The sequence below is a fragment of the Blautia sp. NSJ-175 genome (assembly GCF_022867815.1).
GTDB lineage: Bacteria > Bacillota > Clostridia > Lachnospirales > Lachnospiraceae > Blautia > Blautia celeris.
Window position 1 is genome coordinate 12522 of sequence record NZ_JALIFQ010000012.1, and the last position, 22619, is coordinate 35140.

The window sequence follows — 22619 nt, forward strand, 5'->3', positions numbered from 1 at the left end:
AATTTATTCCCTTTTTTCATAACGATATAATAAATAGTTGCTAAGAAAAAGAACAAGAGCATAGATAAGTGAAACAGAAATCAGCATAAACATTGCACACCACTCAACATTACGGGAAAACATACCTATTGCCATAAGCCAGATAACTACAAATAATAGTTTAAAACCTATCTTGTAAGCTTCTAATTGTGCCTTACGTTTATTTTCTTGAAAAAGCTCATCTTCTAAGATATGAGAAAGTTTACCTTCAAAGAAAAAACTGAAAAAACCAAAAAATATGAAAAAAGCAAAAGGAAATATTTCTCCAAATTTATAGTATGTCCAAAATCCGCCAAACCCCAGAAAACCAAACATTCCACAAAATCCCCAGTAAGGAGAAATTGTTCTTGAATATCGTTTTTCCCTGCTGTTTTTTGAAAAGACATTTTTAAAGCAGATAATTACTATATAGATAGCATATAGTGCTATTAAAGCTCCAATTACTAACATAGGAATATCCTTGTAAGAAAATACATATTCCGACATATCCATATTTTTGACCCAGCGTCCATTATTGTATAATAGGGAGTAGATTGTACCAACAATAAGCAATAAAGCACACCCTACCCCCATAAAAATAATTTTTTTAATTTGTTTCTTTGACATATTTATCTCTCCTTTCAAATGAGATGTTTTTGTATCTTTATGAGATAAATATATCACTCCGCATTGTTTGTGTCAATCAAAATTGGTCAATCAAAATTAAGACAAATACATCACTTTTATTTCTTCGGCTGTCCCTGCGTTGTAGGGTTCTGTGGACTGCCTGCGTTCTGGTTGCCTTTATTCTTCAATACAATATCCTCTGCCTTTACATACCAGTCCACATCTGCACCCGTATAAGTCTTTCTTGATACCGTATCGGCTACGGGATTGACAAGCTCCACAACTGCATTGTACGGAAATTCCCTTAACGGTACTTCTGGCGGTACGGACACGGGGATAATTCCACCATGCAGACTGCACTTCAAATCATAGATACGCTTTTTAAGCTGGGTACTCGGTGTCCCGTCCTCATTCTGTAAGAACACATCACGCACCGCTGTAAATTTTAATTCTCCAAATGTTTTCTCTTTGTCAATAACAAACCCGTTTGATAATCTCATAAATTCTTCACTCCTTTACTTTTCTTCAACTGCTACAATATCATCAGCAACTAACACATAATCGGTATGTCCCATATCCCCGATTGCGTAACCTCTGCCGTATAACTTCGGATTGACAAGTTTTACTTTCTGTTCATACTTGAACTTCTTTTCGCCAGCCTGCACGGGAATTTCCACCACAACATTTTCGCCTTTTTGTACGTCAGAATAAAGGTTATAGCTTCGTCTGGCTAAGACCCTGCGGTTATTTTTATCTCTTTCAAAGACTGGCTCACTTTCGCCTGCAAATTCAAGAGTTCCAAAAGACTGTGCCATATCTGGCACGACATATTTCATTTCCATATTGTTTTACCTCGTTTCTTTCTATTTTTGATAAATTGATTGTGATTTCTTATTCTGGCGGTTTGGGAAGTACCAGCAATCCCACCGATAGTAAAGGGTAAAATCAATGCTTACGCACCCTTGACTATCCGTGTTCTTGCAGGTAAGTAGCAGACAAGCCAGAATAAGCGGAAGTCTGCCGTTTGACAGCTTCGGCGGAGAGCGTGATTTTTCTTTCCTCATACCGTTACCGCCTTATGATTTCTTCATTTTACGGCGTTTGTAGAAGAAGATACCTGCCAGCCCAGCACCAGAAGTTAAAAGAAGTGCAAGCAGTCCGTAAAGGTTTGTGTTATCGCCCGTTTTGGGACTGTCGCTAGGTCGGTGTGGCTTCTCTGGTGTCGGCGGTGTTTCGGGTTTCTCTGGTTCTTCTGGGACTTCTGGTTTTTCCTTAAAGGTAATCGTCTGTCCCTCGTCCTCAATGTCTTTATGCTCGGTAACTTTCTTCGGCTCGTCTGGATTGCTTAAATCGTACAATTCTTCAAAAGTTACAAGCTGTTTGCCATCAAGAGAAGTAGCGTCAAAGGTAAAGGCAACTTCCACTTTCATAGTTTCGCTGTCAGCGGTAAATGTATAATCACTTTCCACACGTTTTCCGTCGATAAGAAGCTCTGCATTTTCTTCTTTCAACATCTGCCAGCCTACAAGTTTGTACTGTGTACCGACTTCTAAGCCCTCTAAGGTTACGGTATCAATGATTGTTACCTCTTTTCCAGCTTCAAGTTCTTTGTTGCCGTCCTTATCCGTAGCAGTCGTATGAATTTTGATGATACGTTCTGTAATAAGTACCGTCTGCCCGTCGTCCTCAATGTCTTTGTGTTCCGCAACTTTTACAGGTTCTTTTGGATTGCTCAAATCATACAATTCTTCAAAGGTAACAAGGTTCTTGCCACCTAAAGCAGACGCATTGAATGTATAAGAAATTTCCACTTTCATTTCTTCATCATCAGCGATAAAGGTATAATCGTTTTCTACACGTTTCCCGTCAATGACAAGCTCGGCGTTTTCTTCCTTTAACATCTGCCAGCCTTTGAGCTGATATTTTGTGCCTTTGGTAAGTCCGTCTAATTTGACAGTATCAACGATTGTAACCTCTTTTCCTGCAAGGATTGTCTTTTCGCCGTCCTTGCTGGTCGCTGTGGTATGGATAGAGATTTCTTTTTCGTATTCATCAGTCAAAGTCCCTAAATCAATCACAAGGTTATTTCTTGATACCACGATTTCAAAAGGTGGGATAAGTTTAAAACCTTTGTTGCTGTCGCATTTCATTTCTTCAATGATGTAAGTATCATAAGGCAATGCACCCTTGCTGTCGTCTGGTTCAGAAGTTCCAAACCACACACCGTCCTCGCTGGTCTTGCCTGCGTTGGTATTGTGCTTATGAGAAGCCCAGTCAGCAGAAGTGGAGAATTGCCCGTTATCATCAGTTACTACAACATGACTTTCTCCCGTCGTCTTGCTTGTGATCCGAAACGGAACATCAGCAAGACGCTTGTGTGTGCCTGCACCGATTTTTACGCCCTCAATATTCCCACGCTTAATCTGATTGTAGATAGAATGAGATTCGTCGGTTAAGTCCACGATTTTTCCATTTTCTGTGATTGTAAAATCAATCGGTTTTACACCGTCAGTTAAGTAACCGTCGGGAGCTTCACTTTCAACGATACGGAAGTTTCCATAAGGTAAAAGGTCAGAAGAAGTAGAAGCGACACCCTCAAGGTCTGTATGGATTGTTTTTACCACTTCATTTTTCTTGTATAGCTTGCCCTCAACCAAAACAGAATTATCATTTAAGGAAATGATGTCAAAGGCAGTATCTTTCAAAGTGGCACTTCCTTGTGGCTTCGTATCGCCCGTTTCTAAATCTCGTTTCTGAATTTTCACACCGCCACGGATAATCTTATCTGATACGGAAAACTGGTTACTTCCAGATAATACGGCAAGGTCGCCGTCCTCGGTAATCTGTGTTACATATAAGCCCTTAATCTGTTCGGACTTATCGCCAGCCTGCATATATGCACCATCAAGCAAGTAACCGTTTGGAGCTTTTGTTTCCTCAACGGTTAGTGTTCCTAAAGGAAGAACCGCTTTGCCGTCCTGCATATAGAAACTGTCGCCAGATACCTTGTAAGCGTCCCCTAATTTTGTGATGTAATGGGTTGTCCCGTCGCTGTCTGTTTCGGCGATTGTCTTTGTAACCCATGTACGAGTAGCTTCGGCAGGGAGATTGTCTTTGTTATAGAAGCCAGCATAATACTTCCATGTAAATTCCGCACCTGCTAGAGAAGCGTTCCCCTGCGGATTGTCTTTCTGTGTTTCCATATCAATCTTGAAAAGCTCAATCAAAGTGTCCGTTACTTTTGGTATATCTGATACTTTCAAGGTCGCTGTCTTTCCAGCTTCAACCTTTAAGGAATATACAGTTTTATCTACTTTATATCCTGCTGGTGCAGAAAGTTCCTTGATATAAACTGTGCCAGCCTTTACCTCTACAACATCTGTATTTCCGTTTTCATCAGTCGTAAGGGTGGCAAGCTGTTTCGTGCAGTCCTTATCAGAAAAGACACCATAGGTCGCACCAGCGACAGAGTAATTCCCGTTACCGTCTGTAATACTGGTATTACTGGAAGTCTTTTGCAGTTTCGCATTTCCGACATTTAATTTCGCCCAGAATTGCCCCAATTCCTGCCCCTCGCCAGAGTAGATATAACCGCCACATTCATAGCGTCCTTTGTTTTCTTTAACAAAGGCTTTTGCACCAGAGAAAACTTCGTCCTGCGTAGCTTTTGGAATTTCATCATAAGAAGCTCGCACGTTGTCGCATTGCCAGCCAAGATGTACGCTCAATCTCTGCCAGACCACACATTGTTCCAACAGATAGACTTGCTTGTAGTTCAATTCCTTGTGAGTTTCGCCATACTGTTTGACATACTCTAAGGATAACGCCACATCTGAAATCTGGTCGGCACTCATGCGTGAGCTTGCGTCAGCTCTGGTCTTGTAGCCATTCTTAAAATCTGTATTGATGTCGATACAATAGGCAGTTTCGCCCTCGACTTTCATATAACCCTCATTGAATGTCGAACCGATAGAACCGTCATTCATTACTTTTTCAATGATACCGACACGCTCTGCACTTTCCGTCCAGTATTGCTTACTTTCTGCATGGACGGGTGTAGTCGGTAAAGCAGTAACGACAGTTGCAAGAGCTAAGAAGCCCGTACACAATCGTTTCCATGTCTTTTTCATAAATCTAATGCTCCTTTCATTTTAGGTAATAAAATAGCCGTCCAATAAGAACGGCTGGAAATAGAAAAGGAACGTCATTTTAGGCGTTCCATAGTCTATGAAATATTCAATTTTTTGTTGTTTCAATACGGATGTGCTGTACCATATCTTTGCATATCTAAGAAAACTTGCGTATCAAGGCTCATTCTTTAGTAGTAAATAAGTAGTAAATTGATGTGTTTGTTTTCTTGAAAATGCTGATAGATACTGTGTTTTAGCGGATAATCAGATTTTTATTGTGTTTTTTATTAAAATATAAAGTACAAATCACTGCCAAGCTGCAGTGGTATGCATCCTTTCAGGACTTTCTCAATCAGATTTATCACATAAAGCTGCATATCTGTTGCCACATCCTCTTTTGACATCTGTACTTTCAGGAGGTAAAAGCCATCTTCTCTCCCCCATCTTTGCTGTTTCAAGGAATAGTTCAGCGCTCCCGGTTCCAGGCTCTGTCCCTGAAGCCTGCCCGTCAGCATATTTTTCAACTGACTGTATTTTTCCTTATGCTGTCTGTTTTCGCTGAATACTCTCCGATAAATCAATTCCTTTAAATATTCAAGCAGAATACTGTGAACAGGCAGAAGTTTTATATCCGTCTCAACGACTGCAAATACTGCAAATTTTTCATCCTCATGATACAGGTTACAGCAGATACTTGGAAGTCCTCCGTTTCCGGGATTTATATATGCTGTCCTGTGCGTAGTCCCCGCAGAGCGCAGCCCGCCGCTCTCTTTAAAATTTTTAATAAAGTGTTCACTCAGGTATCCCTTTTCCAGAGTTTCCCTCCATTCGGAATCTTCTATCAGCTTTTCACAATTCCCACCAACCGCAATGACATTCATTCCGGAATCGTATAAAATCACAGGATTATCCATGATTTCACTGCAGATACCCAGTATTTCACTCAAAGGTTCTTCCCGGATAACAGATAGCATCAAATTCTGATTCTGTTCCTGATAGCGCTCTATAATCCGATTAGCCTTTGATATCCATTCTCTTACATTTCCACCCTGTACAATCAGATAGTCAAGGTATTCACTCATTCTGTCCAGTTTGCTGCAGGCATTTCGATAGGAAGCAGGACCGGACTGCTGCTGGAAAATATGCTGTGTATCCACAGCGATCACGCTGATGCCTTCTAATTTTTCCCTTCCATCTAATTCCAGCAGTTCTTCCAATGTTCCAACAAGGAGATGTCCGGATTCCCGGGCGATCTCATTATCCTCCGGAAATATACCTGCACCGGTAATTGTACGGTTTCCACAATAAAAAGAAAATGCAGCAACGGCTTCTTCCTGCATCCTGGTATATATCATTTCTAAATTCACCTGCATTTTATGCCTCCCATGATAGCAGCACTTCTAAATCACAGCTCTAAAAATATATCTGAAATATAGTTGGAGGTATTTTATCATATTCAAATATTTCACGCAATATAATTGCGCACACCATTTGCAGCCGCTTATGAATTTCAGTCCTATTTTCCAAACACCGGGCCTGCTGATCATATGGTTCTTCTCCATTTATCTCTCCTGTATGGTAACCTTAATCCTGTCCCCCGGCTGCTTCCCTGTTTTCTGCCTGATATCTTTCCTTACTCCTATAATATGGCCTGGTGTTTTCATCCGCACCAGGCTTCCGTCATACGGCTCACCATCAAAGGTTGCATGGACTTTCACTCTTCCTTTTCCGAACTCTTCCCGTACATCAAAAGGAAATTCAATATATGCGCCATCTATATCCGGCACCTTTTTTATAACCGCCTCAAATTCATATATTCTTGTATTCATGCCTCATTCCCTCCTGATTTCCTAAAATATAGCCTGCCGGCCAACAGAAGAAATACTCATACTTGCTTCCGTTCAAATAATGCCCCGTCTGTAATTACGGCTCCCGCATTCTCCTCTGTGAGAGATACATCCGCGGACTTCTCCTGTATAAATTTCAATGTATTTTCATCTACTACCTCAAAGACATACCGGCTCCCTTTTTCTTTATCCGTCGCAATCAGTTCCCCATCTGTGATCTCATATGTTCCCATGGGAATATAGGAACTGAGGACATCATACGAAAAAACAAAATTCTCCTTATCCAGAAGTGTCAGACAGGGAAGACTCTGCTCTGTTTTTCCCAGCTCCTCTGCATTCATGTAATAATTCTTTACGGATGAGATCTCCGCCTTATCCCTCAAAGGATTTGCATCATCCAGCAGAATGATCCTGCTCACATCCTGTATCTGCGCAGGATAACTTTCCTGAACTCCTCCTGAAAAGGTAATGGATACATGCTGTCCGGGCATCAGTTCGGTCAAGGCTATATCCGTATGATGCCATTCTATCTTTGTGTCAGCGGTAACCTGAAAACTAAACTCGCCTCTGTAATTCACATCATTTTCCTTCAGCCCTGATACCAGCATGGATCTGCCGTCTATTTCCAGTATCTCAGCATAAAAAGCAGCGGAATCACCAAAATCCCCCTGATCCATACGATTCGTTCCTACCGTATATCCTGCCCAAAAGATAAGTAAAACAAACAACAGTATCATAACACCTTTTAAAAAATTCTTCATACCCAATTCCCCCGTATCACTCATTTACAGATAAATAAACATTACCCAGAAACACATACCGCATCATACCCTTCTCATCATTTTCATTATAAACATACCCCAGGTGCGTACCCACTTTCACCGCCAGGCTGCGGAACAAATCACAGCCGGCAAAAATCGCCCGCCGCAGATCAGAATAATCATGCTCCGCCGCAATATACCACTCAGCCATTTTTTCAAGCTCAACATGAACCACCTGATGATACATCCTCCATGCATAAGGCATCTGATCACGTACTATCCCCTTCGCCACGTTGTTAAGACACCCAAAAAACTCATTACAGCAGCTCTCATACTGCGCCTTTGATGGTTTTCTGACATGATACCGGCTGTCATTCGACTCCGGTATCTCCGGAAGCAGACCATCCTTATCCAAAAGCTTAATACAAAGCGTATCCGACAGATAATCTTCCATGGCACACGCAGGCGTCTTTATACTCAAATCCATACGGATACCATCCTCAAACAGCATAAGCCATAGATAAGAACAGGAAAAATCCTGTTCCATCCCTCCGATAAATAATCACAACACCTGAACCTGCTGCCAAATATTATAACCAGTGTAGAGTACCCCATAATATTTGTCAAACGCTTTAACTCCGTATGATAGATCATATTATGTCTATGTTTACAGTTCACTCATCAAAATAAACTGTCTGTACAAAAAACGGATGAAAGGTCCAAAAATTGTGTGTATAAATTGGTATTTTTCTCTCTTCTGTGTTAGAATATATGCATCAGATACAGAAAATACGAAAGACAAAATGTCTTCGTCAGGAAGGAATGAGAGTATACTCGTGAAAAAACAGATAAAACTGAAAAAACAAACAAAACCCCAGCTATCTGACAGTCAAGAGGAAAAAAAGGACCGCAGGATTCCAACCACCCGGTATCATCCGGATTACAAAACCGGGCTTACCAGCCAGCAGGTGCAGGAGCACAGACTTCACGGCTGGACCAACAAAGCGGTGGACCCGCCGTCCAAGACCACAAAGGAAATCATACATGACAATGTCTTCACATATTTTAACTTAATCTTCGTAGTGCTGGCAGTCCTGCTCTGTATCGTGGGATCTTTCCGGGATTTGACCTTTCTCCCGGTCATCATTGCCAACACTCTGATCGGTATTATTCAGGAGGTGCGTGCCAAACAGGTCCTGGATAATCTGACCATGTTAAATGCCCCCAATGCCTCAGTGGTGCGGAACGGCAAAACTTCAGTGGTTAATGCCGAGGAACTGGTGCTGGATGATATGGTCATCTTCAAAGCCGGCAACCAGGTCTGCGCAGACGCAGAGGTCAGCGCCGGGGAAGTGCAGGTAAATGAATCCCTGCTCACCGGTGAATCGGATGAGATCACCAAGAAAAAAGGGGACCGGCTCATGTCAGGCAGCTTCATCGTATCCGGCCAGTGTCATGCAAGACTTGACAAAGTGGGGAAGGATTCCTACATCTCCCGCCTGACTCTGGAGGCCAAGGAAATGCAGAGCGGGGAACAGTCAGAGATGATACGCTCCCTGGATAAGCTGGTAAAATTCGTGGGCATCGCCATTATCCCCATTGGCCTTGTGCTGTTCATACAGGCATTTTTCTTCCAGCATGAGGCGTTTCGTTCCAGCGTCACCTCCATGGTGGCTGCTGTCATCGGCATGATCCCCGAAGGGCTGTACCTTCTCGCAAGCGTGGCTCTGGCCGTAAGCTCCATCCGCCTGGCCCAGAAAAAAGTCCTGCTGCACGATATGAAATGCATTGAAACGCTGGCAAGGGTCAACGTGCTCTGTGTGGATAAGACGGGAACCATCACGGAAAACTCCATGGAAGTCCAGGAGGTCATTGCAACGGAAGATTACGATTCCGAAGAGATGGAACCACTGTCTGTGATGATTGGGGATTTTGCAGCGGCCATGAGCAGTGACAACATCACCATGGCTGCCATCAAAAAACATTTCAAAACCACCTCCGGCAAAAAGGCCGTGAGCAAAACAGGCTTCTCCTCTGCCACCAAATACAGCAGTGTGACCTTTGAGGATGTGACCTGTGTATTGGGCGCCCCGGAGTTTGTACTGAAAGAGGATTATGAGGATTACAGAGATGAAATATTAGAATACGCCTCCAAAGGTTCCCGCGTCCTGGTATTCGGAACTTACGAGGAAAAGATTGACGGCAAAGCGCTCCAATGCCCCATCATCCCCTTAGGTTACATTCTCCTTGCAAATCCCATCCGCAGGCAGGCAAAGGAGACTTTTACCTACTTTGCCGAGCAGGGTGTGGAGGTGAAGGTGATTTCCGGGGATAATCCCACTACGGTATCTGAAGTGGCAAAGCAGGCAGGTATCGCCGGGGCTGAGAATTATGTGGATGCCTCGGAACTGGAGACAGACGCGGAAATGCGGGAGGCTGTCCTGAACAGCACCGTCTTCGGGCGTGTCACTCCCAACCAGAAGAGACAGTTTGTACAGATCTTAAAGGAAGCCGGCAAAACAGTTGCCATGACAGGAGACGGTGTCAACGATGTGCTGGCCCTGAAGGATGCGGACTGCAGCATTGCCATGGCCTCAGGAAGTGACGCGGCAGCCCAGGCTTCCCAGCTTGTACTGCTGGAATCTGATTTTTCCTGTATGCCGCAGGTGGTTCTGGAAGGACGGCGGGTGGTAAATAATATCCAGCGTTCCGCCAGTTTGTTCCTGGTTAAGAATATTTTTTCCTTCCTGCTCTCCCTGTTCTCAGTTGTATTTATGCTGACCTATCCGCTGGAACCCTCACAGGTATCCCTGATCAGCATGTTCACCATCGGCATCCCGGCCTTTTTCCTGGCGCTGGAGCCGAATAAAAATATCATCAAGGGGCATTTTCTCACCAATGTATGCCTGAAAGCCATGCCGGCGGCACTGACGGACGTTCTGGCAGTAGGAGCGCTGGTGGTGTTCGGGCGGACCTTTGGAGTAAACTCCACGGATATCTCAACCGCAGCCACCATGCTGCTGGCAATCGTGGGATTTATGATCCTCTACAAGATCAGCGCGCCCATGAACAAGATCCGTGTGGGGATTTTGCTGGGAACCATTGCCGGGCTTATCTTCTGCAGTCTGTTTTTAAACAACCTGTTTGCCCTCACCGGCATGTCCACCAAATGTATTATGCTCTTCGTGGTATTTGCCATTGCCACAGAACCGGTACTCAGATACCTCACCATGGCAATCGAAAAATGCCGCAATCTTTATCTCCGTCTAAAAGAGCACGGGATAAACGGATTATCATAAAAGGAGTGCAGGCTGCCGCCGCTTACCGCCGGTATCCTGCACTCGTTTCTTTTATTTCTGCATAATGAAATGTGTTGCTATGCGCTCCTCATATTCCGGTAACGAAATACCCTTTTCACGGCCCGCCTCAATGCATTTCAGCAGCCATGCCATATTCTCTCCCAAAGTACGCATGGTCTGCAGTCCTTCCCCGTCTTTTCTCACATCTTCCGGCGTAAATCCGTGTACCTGATTCCAATACTGGGATGAGACAACCGGCATGCTGCTGATGGTGAAATATTTGTTCAGCCGGTCAAATGCCGCGCTGGCACCGCCTCTTCTGCAGGATACCACGCTGGCTCCCAGCTTTCCGGCCATTCTGCCGCCGCCGCTGTAGAACAAACGGTCCAGAAATGCGGTGAGCTGCCCGCTGGGGCCTGCATAGTAGACCGGAGAGCCGACTACAATAGCGTCAATGCTGTCCAGCTTGTCTATCACCTCATTTACCTTGTCGTCAAAGACACATTTTCCTGTCTCTCTGCATTTGCCGCAGGCAATGCAGCCCGCCACCGGCTTTTTGCCCAGATACAGGATCTCTGTATCAATCCCGTGTTTCTGCAGCGTTTCCGCTGTCTCTGAGAGGGCTGTGTAGGTACAGCCGTGTTCGTTTGGACTTCCATTGATCAAAAGAACTTTCATTTATCTGCCTTCTTTCCCGTCTGCTGACGCTGATACTTGACTGTTACGCATCCAGCCTTTAAAAATCCCTCTGCTATGGGCTGGATGCCTGCTGGCGCTGCCTTTTCCGCACATTTTTATGAAAAAACGCGTTTCAGTACCTCCGCTGCTTTTTTCACCGGTATGATCTCCAGCTTTTCCTTCACCTCCTCTGCCACTTCCTCCAGGTCTTCCACATTTTCATAAGGGATAAATACTTTCTTCACACCCGCTCTCTGGGCTGCCATCAGTTTCTCGGGAAGGCCGCCGATAGGCATAACGCCGCCGCGGAGTGAAACCTCACCTGTCATGGCATATTCCGGGCTGACCGCATTTCCTGTAACAAGGGAGGACAGGGCAGTCACCAGGGTGATTCCCGCAGATGGGCCGTCCTTTGGAACCGCTCCTGAGGGGACATGGATATGCAGCTCCTTCTCGTCAAGCTGCTTCGTCTCCTCCGGGTACATGGCCTTTACCAGTGTCAGGGCTATCTCAGCGGATTCTTTCATTACATCTCCCAATTGTCCGGTGATCCTCACCTTTCCGCTTCCCCTGGTCAGCGTTGTCTCCACGAACAGGATCTCTCCTCCTGCCCTGGTCCAGGCCAGACCTGTCACCACACCGGGTACGGCTTCCTGAAGAATCCCCTCGTGATGCATGGCGTTCCTTCCTAAAAATTCAGGGACACGTTTTTCACTGACTGTGATGCTCTTCTGTTCTCCCCTGACCAGCTTCACCGCAGCAAAGCGGCACAGGATATCCATCTGTTTTTTCAGACCGCGGACACCGGCCTCTGCCGTATAATCGCTGATGATCTTCATAATGGCCTCATCCGTCACCTTCAGGTTCTGGGCCTTGATGCCCATACTCTTCATAGCCTTGGGAAGCAGATGCTTTCTTGCAATATGGGACTTTTCAATGGGTGTATATCCCGGGAACTGTATCACTTCCATGCGGTTTAAAAGCGGCTCCGGTATGGTGTCTGTGCTGTTGGCCGTGCAGACGAAGAATACGTTTGACAGGTCATAGGGCACATTCATATAGTGGTCTGTAAAGCTGTTGTTCTGTTCCGGGTCCAGCACCTCCAGAAGTGCACTTGCCGGATCACCGCCGTAATCCTTTGCCAGCTTATCCACTTCATCCAATACCATGACCGGGTTCATGGCTCCGCTTCGCTTCATGCCCTCCATGATCCGACCGGGCATGGCGCCTACATACGTCCTTCTGTGTCCCCTTATCTCCGCCTCATCCCGGATACCGCCAAGGCTGATCCTTACATATTCCCTGTGGAGGGCTTTTGCAATACTCTGCCCGATACTTGTCTTTCCGGTACCGGGAGCGCCTACAAAGAGAAGAATGGAGCCTGACTGTTTTTTATTCAATGCCATGACAGCAATCTGCTGGATGATCCTGTCCTTTACTTTTTTCAGTCCGTAATGTTCCTCATCCAGGATTTTTTCCGCTTCTCCCAGATCAATGTCAGGGTTCTCACCAGTTTTCCAGGACAGGCTTGTCACAAAATCCAGATAATCGTAGAGAAGACCGTACTCGTGACTGTCCTTGCCCTCCTGCTTCATACGGTTTAATACCTTTTCAGCCTCTTTTCGTGCCTCCTCGTTCATACCCGACTCTTTTAGTTTGTTCTCAAATCTGCGCACATCGGAAATGTTTTCAGGATGCATCTCATCCAACTGATTCTGCAGAAAATCAATCTGTTTTTTAATGGCTGACTCTCTGTACGCCTGTTCATGCGTCTCCTTCTGGGCACTCTGGGCCTCCTCGCTGACTTTGAACAGCTCGATAAACTCGTAAATGGCCTTCTCGATCCGTTCACATCTCTGTCCTCTGGTATCCGCCTCCAAAACAGCATATTTTTCCGGCCAGGACAGATTCAGGTAGCCGGAGAGGGCGCAGAGGATCTCATTCATATTTTTCCAGTGCAGGATAAAGCTCCTTGCCCACACGCCCCACTGAAACATCTGCACAAATCTCAGTAAATCTCTTTTCAGTGTCTCAAAACGCTTCTGCATCTCTTCATCGGAAATATCCTCCACTTCACCGCAGATGGCTGCTGAGGCGGATATGGACTGCATGGTCACCTCCACATCGGAGATTGTGACCCGTTCCTTTGTACGGACACGAATATTTCCTTCCTCGTCTATGCTTTCGATCTTACCGGAAACCCCTATGGGACAGATATCCTCCGGTGTCATGTCCTCCCGTTTCTTATCCTGCTTCATCATCAGGAACAGAACATCCTCGCCCACATGCTCTGCTGTTATCTCCTGGTCTGTAAAAATATCTTTTTTGAAAAAAAAGGTAACGCCCGGCAGTATCATCATATCAAAAATAGGTATTGTAATCATATGCATCCTCCTCACTTTATCAGCACTCAACCCAATCGAGTGCTAGCATCAAGTTAAAATATATAGCGAATCCGTTGGAATCCGCCAAGTATTGTGATATAATTTTACCATTCAATAATTATTTTACAAGTACGCAGTATTTTCATACCTGGTATGCTTTTTCATACCTACTCAGATCCTATAGAAAGGAAAAGGCAGCTGTTCAACTGACTGAATGGCTGCAGGAAAGGATTTATGTACGCATCATCCATGGAAAAAGAGGAAAACAACACGGTCTGTCCGCTGAAGTACGCCCTGAATATGGTGGGAGGAAAATGGAAGCTCCCCATTATCTGTATCCTGGCACGGGAAGAATCCGTGCGGTACAACAGCCTGAAACGAAAGCTTGTAGGTATCACTAATATGATGCTCTCCCAGTCTCTAAAAGAACTGGAAGAAAACGGAATTGTCCACCGGGAGCAGTATAATGAGATACCGCCCCGGGTGGAATATTCCCTCACAAAAGAAGGGCGCAGCATTCTGGAGCCGCTTGAAAGCCTGTCCAAATGGGGGAAACTCCATATGGATAAACTCCGGACACAATCCCCCTACTGCGGAGAATGCAGGGAGGTAAAATAGGTGCTGCCCGCACTTTCATCTGCCTGCTCAAAGGATGCCTGTTCTGAAATAATATCAAATACCAGCCCATCCCCCAGCCAGAATTCATATCTGACGCGGCAGGAAGGGCTTTCCCGGATCGTGCGGGTCATCTCCCCGCACACGGGGGCTTTCAGGTCATGGGATGCCTCCTCCAGCCTGTGTACACAGAGCCGCATCTTCCCCTGCCTGACAGTCACTTGGCCCTCCCCGTATTCCTCTATGCGGACGCCCAGATAAGTTGCCATTCTGTATTCCCTGCCCCTGCAGTGTACCACACAGATACACCCCTGAAAATGAAAACCCAAAAAGGGAATATCCGCAGCAGACAGCATAACACTGCTGCGTTCCCCGAATCCGCACTGCGTCCAGAGATAGGACTTCGGAAAGGAACGGCCTTTGTCTGTCTCTATATACCCTCTTCCGCCTGTCATAGAGATTTTCCTGCCGTTTACCGTCAGTCCGCCTCTGAGACTGTGATGCATGCTCAGCACACCGTGGCTGCACTGCAGGAAAGGAATATATTTAAAGAATCCCATAATATCATACTTCAGCCTGTCAAAAGGCCCATACGCAATACTTCCCTTTACTGTCAAATCTCTGCTTTTTATATCCAGCTTTATCCCCTTTTCCGTAAAAATATTTCTCCCCACCCTTACACCAAAGGGCTTTCTGCTGATGCGGCAGGCCTCCTTGGGATAAGTAAAATACCAGGAACCCTCCTCTGTCACGATCTGCAGGGATACGGTCCACTGTCCGTTCTGATCCGCATGGACTGCGGGAATAAATGCAATGGTATCGTCCCGGTTCTGGTGTTTCAGATACCAGCCTTCAAAATAAGGGAACAAAAATGCCGCACATCCCTTATGAATACATGTTTCTTTCATGTTCTTCACCTCTATGTCTCAATTCATCTGCACATGGGCACCGGTGTTTTACCGGCTGTGCCCATATGACTGCGTCTGTTTTATTGACATAGTTAGGATGTACGGCATTTCTAAACGCTATACGCTGTTTGTTCAGGCGTTTTTCTGTTCTTCTATTTTTTCCGCCAGGTCATTCAGATAGACCCAGCGCTCCATCTTCTCTTCCAGTTCTGCCTCCGCCTTTTCCTTCTCGGCAGTAATCTCAGACAGCTTTAATGAATTGGTGGCATTTGCCATCATATCTCTGTCCAGTTTTTCTATCTTCTCCTCCAGAGCCGCAATGTCATCGTCGATGGTATCATACTCTCTCTGTTCCTTGAACGTAAATTTCAGTTTGGCCGGACGGCTCTGCTTCCACTCTTTGGCCCCTTCTTTTTTCTCCGGTACCTCCTTTTTCAGGGAAACACCGCTGTCCGTACCTGCAGACCTGTTTTTCCTGGCTTCCAGATAATCCGTGTATCCGCCCTCATACTGCTGCAGATGGCCATTGCCGTCAAATTCAAAGATCCGGTCCACCACATTGTCCAGAAAATACCTGTCATGGGACACTGTGATCACGATCCCGGAAAAAGAATTCAGATAATCCTCCAGAATGGTGAGCGTAGGGATATCCACATTGTTGGAAGGCTCATCCAGAATATACACATTGGCTCCACTTATGAGCACGGAGAGCAGGTACAGTCTTCTCTTCTCTCCGCCGGAGAGTTTACACACAGGCGTGTACTGCATATCCGGGGTAAATAAAAAGCGTTCCAGGAGCTGGGAGGCACTGATCTTTCCATCTCTTGTCTGCACATACTCTGCAATATCCTTGATATAGTCGATCACCCGCTGGTTCGTATCCAGATCCGGTTCTTCCTGTGCCAGATAGCCGATTTTTATGGTCTCCCCGATTTCAATCTCTCCCGCGTCCGGCTGTATCAGACCTGCGATCATTCTGATCAGGGTGGATTTTCCGCAGCCATTGGGACCGATAATGCCCAGTCTCTGGTTTCTCAGCACAATGTAGTCAAAATCATCCACCAATTTGGTTTCACCATAGCTTTTGCTCACATGGTGCAGTTCGATGGTCTTTTTCCCCATCCTTGTCTCCACGGAATCCATCTCCACTGCCTGGTCCTGTACCGGAGCCTTACCGTTTTTCAAAGCTTCCAGACGTTCCAGCCTTGCCCTCTGCTTTGTACTCCTTGCTCTGCAGCCGCGCTTCGCCCACTCCAGCTCCATCCGAAGGACACTCTGCCGTTTGCGCTCAGATGCCAGTTCCATCTCCTCCCGCTCGGCCTTCAGCTCCAGGAATCTGGAATAATTGGCATCATAGCTGTACATATTTCCCCGGCTGATCTCCAGGATCCGGTTGGAGACCTTGTCCAGGAAGTAGCGGTCATGGGTCACCATGAGTACCACGCCCCTGTACTCCCGCAGGTACTCTTCCAGCCAGACGATCATCTCCTCATCCAGATGATTGGTAGGCTCGTCAAGCAGCAGAACGTCAAAATCAGAGGCCAGCACTTTAGCCATAGCCACCTTCCTTCTCTGCCCCCCTGACAACTGTGCAAGCGGTGTGTCATACTCCGCGATTCCAAGCTTCGTCAGATTGCTCTGCACCTTCCAGTCTGTCTCCGCCGACTTTCCGAGGGCATAGGAAGAGACCGTTGCATCTTGGGGAAATTCCGGGTTCTGAGACAGATATGCAATGCGCAGCCCGTTCTGTCTGACAATCTGTCCTGCATCCGGCTCTTCGATTCCCGCAACCATTCTGAGAAGTGTGGTCTTTCCTGTGCCGTTGATCCCGATGATGCCTATCTTATCACCTTCGTGGATGCCGAAAGATGCATCCTCAAAGATTGTCTTTTCTCCGTATATTTTACTGATATGTTCTATATTTAATATGTTCATTTGTGACGCTCCTCTTATTCTCATTCTGACCATATTCATCATAAATGATTTTTAACAGAACGTCAACTTCTATCCGGACAGCCTTCCCTTGTTACTGTTCACGGCCCTGCAAAAGCACAGTTCTGTGATCAGTAACACGCTTCGCGATGCACACAAAATGCAATAAATTGCATTTTGGCGCTGGCTAACTCGGGATTTTGATTCGCATCGCGCAGCATCCCCTTGGGGAAAACACCTCCCGGGACATTGGCCGTGAACAGTAACCTTCCCTTATCTATGGCATACACCACGTCCGCCGGATGCATGGTGGATTTCCTGTCAGGATGTTGAAGACTTCAGGCTGCTGTGCCCTCATATGGGTTCAGGATAGAAAGGTTTTGCATCATTTGTAAAATTATTTTGCATTTGATACCTCATATTCAGCCAGGATTTGTGCATTGCTGTAGTCAGGGTATTGATTCTGCAGTTCCACAATTCTATCAATATATGCCTTGTCCATATCAAGCCAATGACTGATGGCTGCCGGAGTGAGTTCATTTTTCAGCAGTTTGCGGATCACATGAATCTCTTCTTCCATTTTTGCTTCTTCTTTTAATTCTTCCAATGCTCTGCACATAGTAAATTCCTCCTTATCCTTTTCTGCTTTTATATCCCGGCCCAGCATGGTAAGCAGAGCTCTGCTTGCTTTCGCCGATAATTCTTCCAGTTCTTTTTCATGACTTTCTACATATCTTATCAGATCATCCTTACAGTTTCCGCATCTCAATGTTTCCAGGATCACTTTCCAATCACCCGAAAATTTATCCGGGTCTGTGTTCCTGGCATCGATCAAATGCACTTTATACCCCGGCAGATACTCCTTTAATTCTGCCGTATCATCCGGCAGCAGAATCATTTCCTCCATGCTGAGCGGTCCGTCCCAGGGACTGTCTCCATAATAAAAAACAACGCTTACTACCGGCATAAGTTTCTCTCCTTTATGAAGACCAGACAGAAACTCCGCTGATGTTTTCAAGTCTCCGATTTTCTTATTTTCTCTCTGCCTCTTTTTCATCTGTTCCCCATATTGGACAGAATCGTATAGAAGCATACGCACCGGCATTCCATAATGCACCTCACTTTGATTTTCACAAATAAAGATCACGTACATTGTATGAAAATATGCCTGTTTCACTGTATCTCTTATCAAGGTCTTTTGATTTGATCTGCCATCCGTTTCCCAGGGAAGCTGCATGATCAATTCTCTTGGTAACTGTTCTATGTTTTCCGGCCGCAATACCTGTTTTCCTTTAAAAACAGCACCGTTTATAAAATCACAGAACACAGTAGAGTCCTCAAAATACGGCGTAATGATATTATCTTTTACTCCCATTTTTCCTCCTTATATCATTTTTAATTTCTGGAAATCGTCTGGCCGAACGGCCGGAATGGATACATATGCTGCTGGATGCAGTGATTTGATGTTTCCAGAATATCATGCGGAGAAAAAAAGAGCAAATGAACTTTCTATAAAATTTAATAAGAACAAATAAACATTATTTCTTCTGCTTATACTCCTATTATATAATGCATATTGTTATATTGCAATATCTGTTTTTAATATTGCTTAAGAACAACTATATACCGGTACTCCTATAGACAACAGCACACTTTGAAGCAAAAAAACAGGAGTATCCGATTCCCAAAGACGGAACGATACCCCTGTTTCCTATGCATTATGTAATTTCTTTATACCCTTAACAAAAAAACACAGTGCCCTGATTTAGTATGCAAGAATCCTGGCCGGATTGTTTACAGTCATATTGCGGACAGCCAGGTCAGAGACCTCACCGTATTTCTTCAGAGCAGGCACACCGAACTTTGTCAGCCTGCAGTATCCCTCTCCGCCAAACTGTCTGCACATGGTCTTTACACACATGTCTGTGCCGAGTACGATCTGGCGGCTGTATCCCTGCTGGATAAGACGCACAATGCCTGCCATTTTCATCCAGTCCGGAATCGGCGCGGTTCCGAGGGCCTCCAGGCCGATGTCACCTGATAAAAATTCCACTGAAAAATTTGCACCTTTATCCAGCACACGTTTTGCCACGTCAAGATCCAGTCCCCATTTTTCCGGATAGAGGACCATTTCCTTCATGGGTCTTTTCACGGTTGTCTCCATGTGGGCGATAACAATCTTCTCCGGATTCACGCCTTCTTCCATGAGGATCTCCACGATCTCACCCGGCGTGCCGCCGAAGGCATAATCCGGATGTACGGTAATGGACATCCCCGTGTCTTTTGCCGCCTGGCCGCCGGCTCTCAGCGCTTTTTCCTCTGCCTCTGTAAAATCGTTTAGTGCAATCTTTACACAGCCCGGCCGGATCTGCGTATCCTCGATTCCGTTTTCGATCTCATCCATCAGATGGTCATAAAACTGCCGGATACTCCATCCGTCATATTTTCCATTCCAGGAAGTCTCCACATAATAACCGGCAGCGGTAATGACATGGACGCCTGTCTTCTCTGAGATTCGTCTGACTGCTTCCACATCCAGACGGATTCCGGGGACACTCAGCTCCACCATGGAATCTCCGCCGGAATCTTTATATTCCTGCACTTCCCGGGTCATGGCGGCCTCGTCGTTCAGATCCATGGCATCCTGCACCAGCGGAAAGTTTCTCTTCAAAAATCCGATATTCTCCAGGGAGACCTTATCCTCGTATTTGACCGGCAGGTCCGTGGGCATGGCCGGTCTGCAGATTGCCCCCATATCTGCGCCGTTGAACATAATGTGTTCATGCATATCCGTAAATCCCAATTCTTCCGGAGCAATATCCCCGCACACGGTTGTTACTCGTTTCATAAATGTAAAACCCTCCAATCCATAAATATACGCCGGAGCGTGTCTGAAAATTGCTTTCAGCAGCCTGTACGTCACGCTTTGCTGGAGATTTTCCGGCCCAAAAGCACCTTCTCTACATCTTTCCGTTTCCCTGTCAAAGACCCCTGTACCATGGGTGGTCTGCCGCCGCCTTTTCCGCTGCAGGCCTGATTCATCTCTTTTGCAAGAGCAGTGATATCTCTTCCTGAACTGCCCAGAACATAGCGGTAGCCCGCCTTGTCACTGCCTACAAATACTCCGCAAATACCCTCAGTGATCTCCATGGCATCATTGACAAAACGACGCATGGCGGCCGGGTCCAGCTCCTCCTCAAACAGAAGCACTGCCGGTGTATCAGGTGTGACCTCTGACAAACGGCGTTTCAGATAGTGTTCCTGCAGACGTTTGATCTTCTCTTTCTGTCCGGCAATCTCTTCCTCCAGGCGGGAAACTGCCTGCACGACCTCCTCCTGTCTGGCTGAAAGTCTGACCGATATGGCTGCCACGCTCTCCTCTTTTCTGTTATAATCTTCAAGCGCCCGGAAACCACAGAGCATATTCACCCGCATGCCGCCTTTATAATGAATAGCACCGGTGATCTTGATCATTCCCACCGCTCCGGTTGTCTTTACATGGGGCGCACAGCAGGCACAGGTATCATATCCCGGAATACGGACAATGCGGACCTGACCCTCGATCTCGATCTTACTGCGGTAGACCATGGTATCCAGCTCCTCCTCAGTGGGATACAGGACTTCTATGGGGATATCCTCTGCCACTGCCCGATTGGCTTCCCACTCGATCCTGCGCAGCTCCTCCCCGGAAAGAGGGCCGTCATAATCCATGGTCACAGCTTCATCTCCCAGATGAAATCCCACATTCCGGTAACCGAAATGCCGGTTTACGATCCCGGATACAATGTGCTCTCCCGTATGCTGCTGCATTTTTGAAAAACGCTCCTCAAAATCCAGTACCCCCGTAACAGCAGTCCCGGGCTCTGCCGGTCTGTCCGTACAATGAAGGACAATGCCATCCTGCTCTCTCACATCCAGAACGCGGATCTGCGAATCCGCCAGGCGCAGAACACCGGTATCCGCATACTGGCCTCCCCCCACCGGGAAAAAGGCGGTTCTGTCAAGAACCACCTCATAGTTTATTCCTCTATTTGTATATTCTTCCTCAGACAGCGGGCTACAGGAAACCACCTTCGCCTGAAATTCTTTTATCATGCTGTCTCTGTAAAATAATTTTTCAGTCATGTTCAGTCTCCATACACGCGGATCAGGGCCGAAACCTTATGTACCACACTCATGCCCTCGATTATCATCATGGCATCATTGAAATTGCCTTCCCGCACCTTTGATGTCACGACCACGATCTCAGCCAGATCCCCGTCTTTATTTTTCTGTATCATCTGCGCAATACTCACGTCGTTATTGCCTAACACACTGGCGATGCTGGCCAGCACACCAGGTCTGTCATCCACCTGCAGGCGCAGGAAGAAGCGGCTGTCCATGTCATCTGCCTTCTTCACAGGCAGCTCTTTGTAACAGGTACAGCTTATCCTTCCGGTACAGCCGAACCGGATATTCCTTACAATATCAAATACATCCCCAACAATGGCACTGGCTGTGGGCATTTCGCCGGCACCTCGGCCGTAGAACATGGTATCTCCCACAGCGTCTCCTCTTACGAAGACCGCATTGAAGGAGTCATTCACAGAAGCCAGGGGGTGGCTCTCGGAAATCAGCATGGGCTGTACCCGCACTTCGATTCCCGTCTCTGTGTTCCTTGCAAGTCCCAGCAGCTTGATCAGACAGCCCAGCTCTTTTGCATAGCGGATATCCTTTGCTGTGATATGGGTGATGCCCTCAGTGGTCACATCCTCAAAAGTCACCCGTGAGTTAAAGGCAATAGATGCCATGATCGCCATCTTGCGCCCTGCGTCATATCCCCTGATGTCCGCAGTCGGGTCCGCCTCCGCATAGCCAAGCTCTGTGGCCAGAGCCAGCGCCTCAGAGAACTCCATCCCCTCCTGGGTCATTTTGGTCAGGATAAAGTTGGTAGTGCCGTTTACAATGCCAATGACTTCCTCAATATGATTGCCGGCCAGACACTGCTTCAGCGGCCGGATAATGGGTATGCCCCCGGCCACTGCTGCTTCAAAAAGGAAATCACACTGGTGCTCAGCCGCGCAGTCTAACAGCTCCCCGCCATTGGAGGCCACCAGATCCTTGTTTGCCGTCACCACATGCTTGCCTGCCCGCAGCGCTTCCAGAATATAAGTCCTTGCAGGCTCAAATCCACCCATGACCTCGATCACGATCTCAATGGACGGATCCTCCAGAATGGCCTTCCAGTCATTGGTCAGTATGGAAGGATCTTCCACCTTGGCAGCCGCTTTCTTCAGATTGCGGACCAGGATCTTTTCCACCTGCACCACGGCTCCGATTTTTTTCTCCATCTCTTCTCTCTGGTTTTTCAGAACTTTATATACACCGTTTCCAACGGTTCCAAGCCCCAGCAGGGCAGCTTTTATCACTTTTTCACTCAT

At 46.4% G+C, this 22619-nt stretch carries 18 protein-coding genes and 1 pseudogene; 2 read left to right on the forward strand and 17 right to left on the reverse strand.

The features are described from left to right. Positions 1-3: 3 nt before the first annotated feature. The 8 genes from MUB35_RS18230 to MUB35_RS18265 form a co-directional block, all read right to left on the reverse strand. Complete coding sequence (locus tag MUB35_RS18230; RefSeq protein ID WP_017143883.1) at positions 4-645, reverse strand: DUF3796 domain-containing protein; 642 nt, start codon at positions 643-645, stop codon at positions 4-6. A 116-nt stretch (positions 646-761) separates the two neighbouring features. Next, entirely contained in the window at positions 762-1145 is a 384-nt protein-coding gene (locus tag MUB35_RS18235) for a YdcP family protein (protein WP_008787611.1), read from the reverse strand. A gap of 15 nt (positions 1146-1160) precedes the next feature. Next, complete coding sequence (locus tag MUB35_RS18240; RefSeq protein WP_005339720.1) at positions 1161-1487, reverse strand: YdcP family protein; 327 nt, start codon at positions 1485-1487, stop codon at positions 1161-1163. 234 nt (positions 1488-1721) lie between these two features. Next, positions 1722-4775, reverse strand: a complete 3054-nt coding sequence (locus MUB35_RS18245) for an SrtB-anchored collagen-binding adhesin (protein ID WP_244783574.1) — start codon at positions 4773-4775, stop codon at positions 1722-1724. Between the two features lie 287 nt (positions 4776-5062). Further along, on the reverse strand, positions 5063-6148 hold the full coding sequence (locus MUB35_RS18250) for a hypothetical protein (RefSeq protein ID WP_244806580.1): 1086 nt from the start codon (positions 6146-6148) through the stop codon (positions 5063-5065). A gap of 189 nt (positions 6149-6337) precedes the next feature. After that, entirely contained in the window at positions 6338-6604 is a 267-nt protein-coding gene (locus MUB35_RS18255; RefSeq protein ID WP_033142759.1) for a DUF1905 domain-containing protein, read from the reverse strand. 56 nt (positions 6605-6660) lie between these two features. Then, positions 6661-7383: a YobA family protein gene (locus MUB35_RS18260; RefSeq protein ID WP_244806581.1), complete on the reverse strand. Its 723-nt coding sequence runs from the start codon at positions 7381-7383 to the stop codon at positions 6661-6663. A gap of 16 nt (positions 7384-7399) precedes the next feature. After that, entirely contained in the window at positions 7400-7930 is a 531-nt protein-coding gene (locus MUB35_RS18265) for an aminoglycoside 6-adenylyltransferase (protein WP_244806582.1), read from the reverse strand. Positions 7931-8219: 289 nt separating this feature from the next. On the opposite strand from MUB35_RS18265, the gene MUB35_RS18270 reads away from it, so the two are divergent. Continuing rightward, entirely contained in the window at positions 8220-10682 is a 2463-nt protein-coding gene (locus MUB35_RS18270) for a cation-translocating P-type ATPase (RefSeq protein WP_118594059.1), read from the forward strand. Between the two features lie 51 nt (positions 10683-10733). Here the strand turns inward: MUB35_RS18270 and MUB35_RS18275 are convergent, their stop codons facing one another. Further along, positions 10734-11360, reverse strand: a complete 627-nt coding sequence (locus MUB35_RS18275; RefSeq protein WP_033142757.1) for a flavodoxin family protein — start codon at positions 11358-11360, stop codon at positions 10734-10736. Positions 11361-11476: 116 nt separating this feature from the next. Further along, a complete protein-coding gene (gene lon / locus MUB35_RS18280) occupies positions 11477-13744 on the reverse strand; it encodes an endopeptidase La (RefSeq protein ID WP_244806583.1) in 2268 nt (755 codons plus the stop codon). A gap of 234 nt (positions 13745-13978) precedes the next feature. On the opposite strand from lon, the gene MUB35_RS18285 reads away from it, so the two are divergent. Further along, positions 13979-14362 (forward strand): winged helix-turn-helix transcriptional regulator, encoded by a 384-nt coding sequence (locus tag MUB35_RS18285; protein WP_225305343.1) that lies wholly within the window; start codon positions 13979-13981, stop codon positions 14360-14362. On the opposite strand, the gene MUB35_RS18290 is transcribed toward MUB35_RS18285, so the two are convergent. The 7 genes and pseudogenes from MUB35_RS18290 to MUB35_RS18315 form a co-directional block, all read right to left on the reverse strand. Beyond that, the gene (locus MUB35_RS18290; RefSeq protein WP_244806584.1) at positions 14332-15267 is read right to left on the reverse strand and encodes a tocopherol cyclase family protein; all 936 of its coding nucleotides are present in this window, start codon (positions 15265-15267) and stop codon (positions 14332-14334) included. The genes MUB35_RS18285 and MUB35_RS18290 overlap by 31 nt on opposite strands. A 132-nt stretch (positions 15268-15399) precedes the next feature. After that, complete coding sequence (locus tag MUB35_RS18295; protein WP_244806585.1) at positions 15400-17202, reverse strand: ABC-F family ATP-binding cassette domain-containing protein; 1803 nt, start codon at positions 17200-17202, stop codon at positions 15400-15402. Positions 17203-17596: 394 nt separating this feature from the next. Further along, entirely contained in the window at positions 17597-18574 is a 978-nt protein-coding gene (locus MUB35_RS18300) for an Rpn family recombination-promoting nuclease/putative transposase (protein WP_244806586.1), read from the reverse strand. Positions 18575-18964: 390 nt separating this feature from the next. After that, positions 18965-20029 (reverse strand): phosphotriesterase, encoded by a 1065-nt coding sequence (locus tag MUB35_RS18305; protein WP_353964000.1) that lies wholly within the window; start codon positions 20027-20029, stop codon positions 18965-18967. Continuing rightward, positions 19980-20111 (reverse strand): annotated as a pseudogene (locus MUB35_RS31035) (hypothetical protein); the annotation flags it as partial. The pseudogene MUB35_RS31035 and the gene MUB35_RS18305, both read right to left, overlap by 50 nt. A 7-nt stretch (positions 20112-20118) precedes the next feature. After that, positions 20119-21324 carry an alanyl-tRNA editing protein gene (locus tag MUB35_RS18310; protein ID WP_244806587.1) on the reverse strand — a complete coding sequence of 402 codons (1206 nt, stop codon included), beginning with the start codon at positions 21322-21324 and terminating at the stop codon, positions 20119-20121. Between the two features lie 2 nt (positions 21325-21326). Then, a complete protein-coding gene (locus MUB35_RS18315; protein ID WP_033142751.1) occupies positions 21327-22619 on the reverse strand; it encodes a homoserine dehydrogenase in 1293 nt (430 codons plus the stop codon).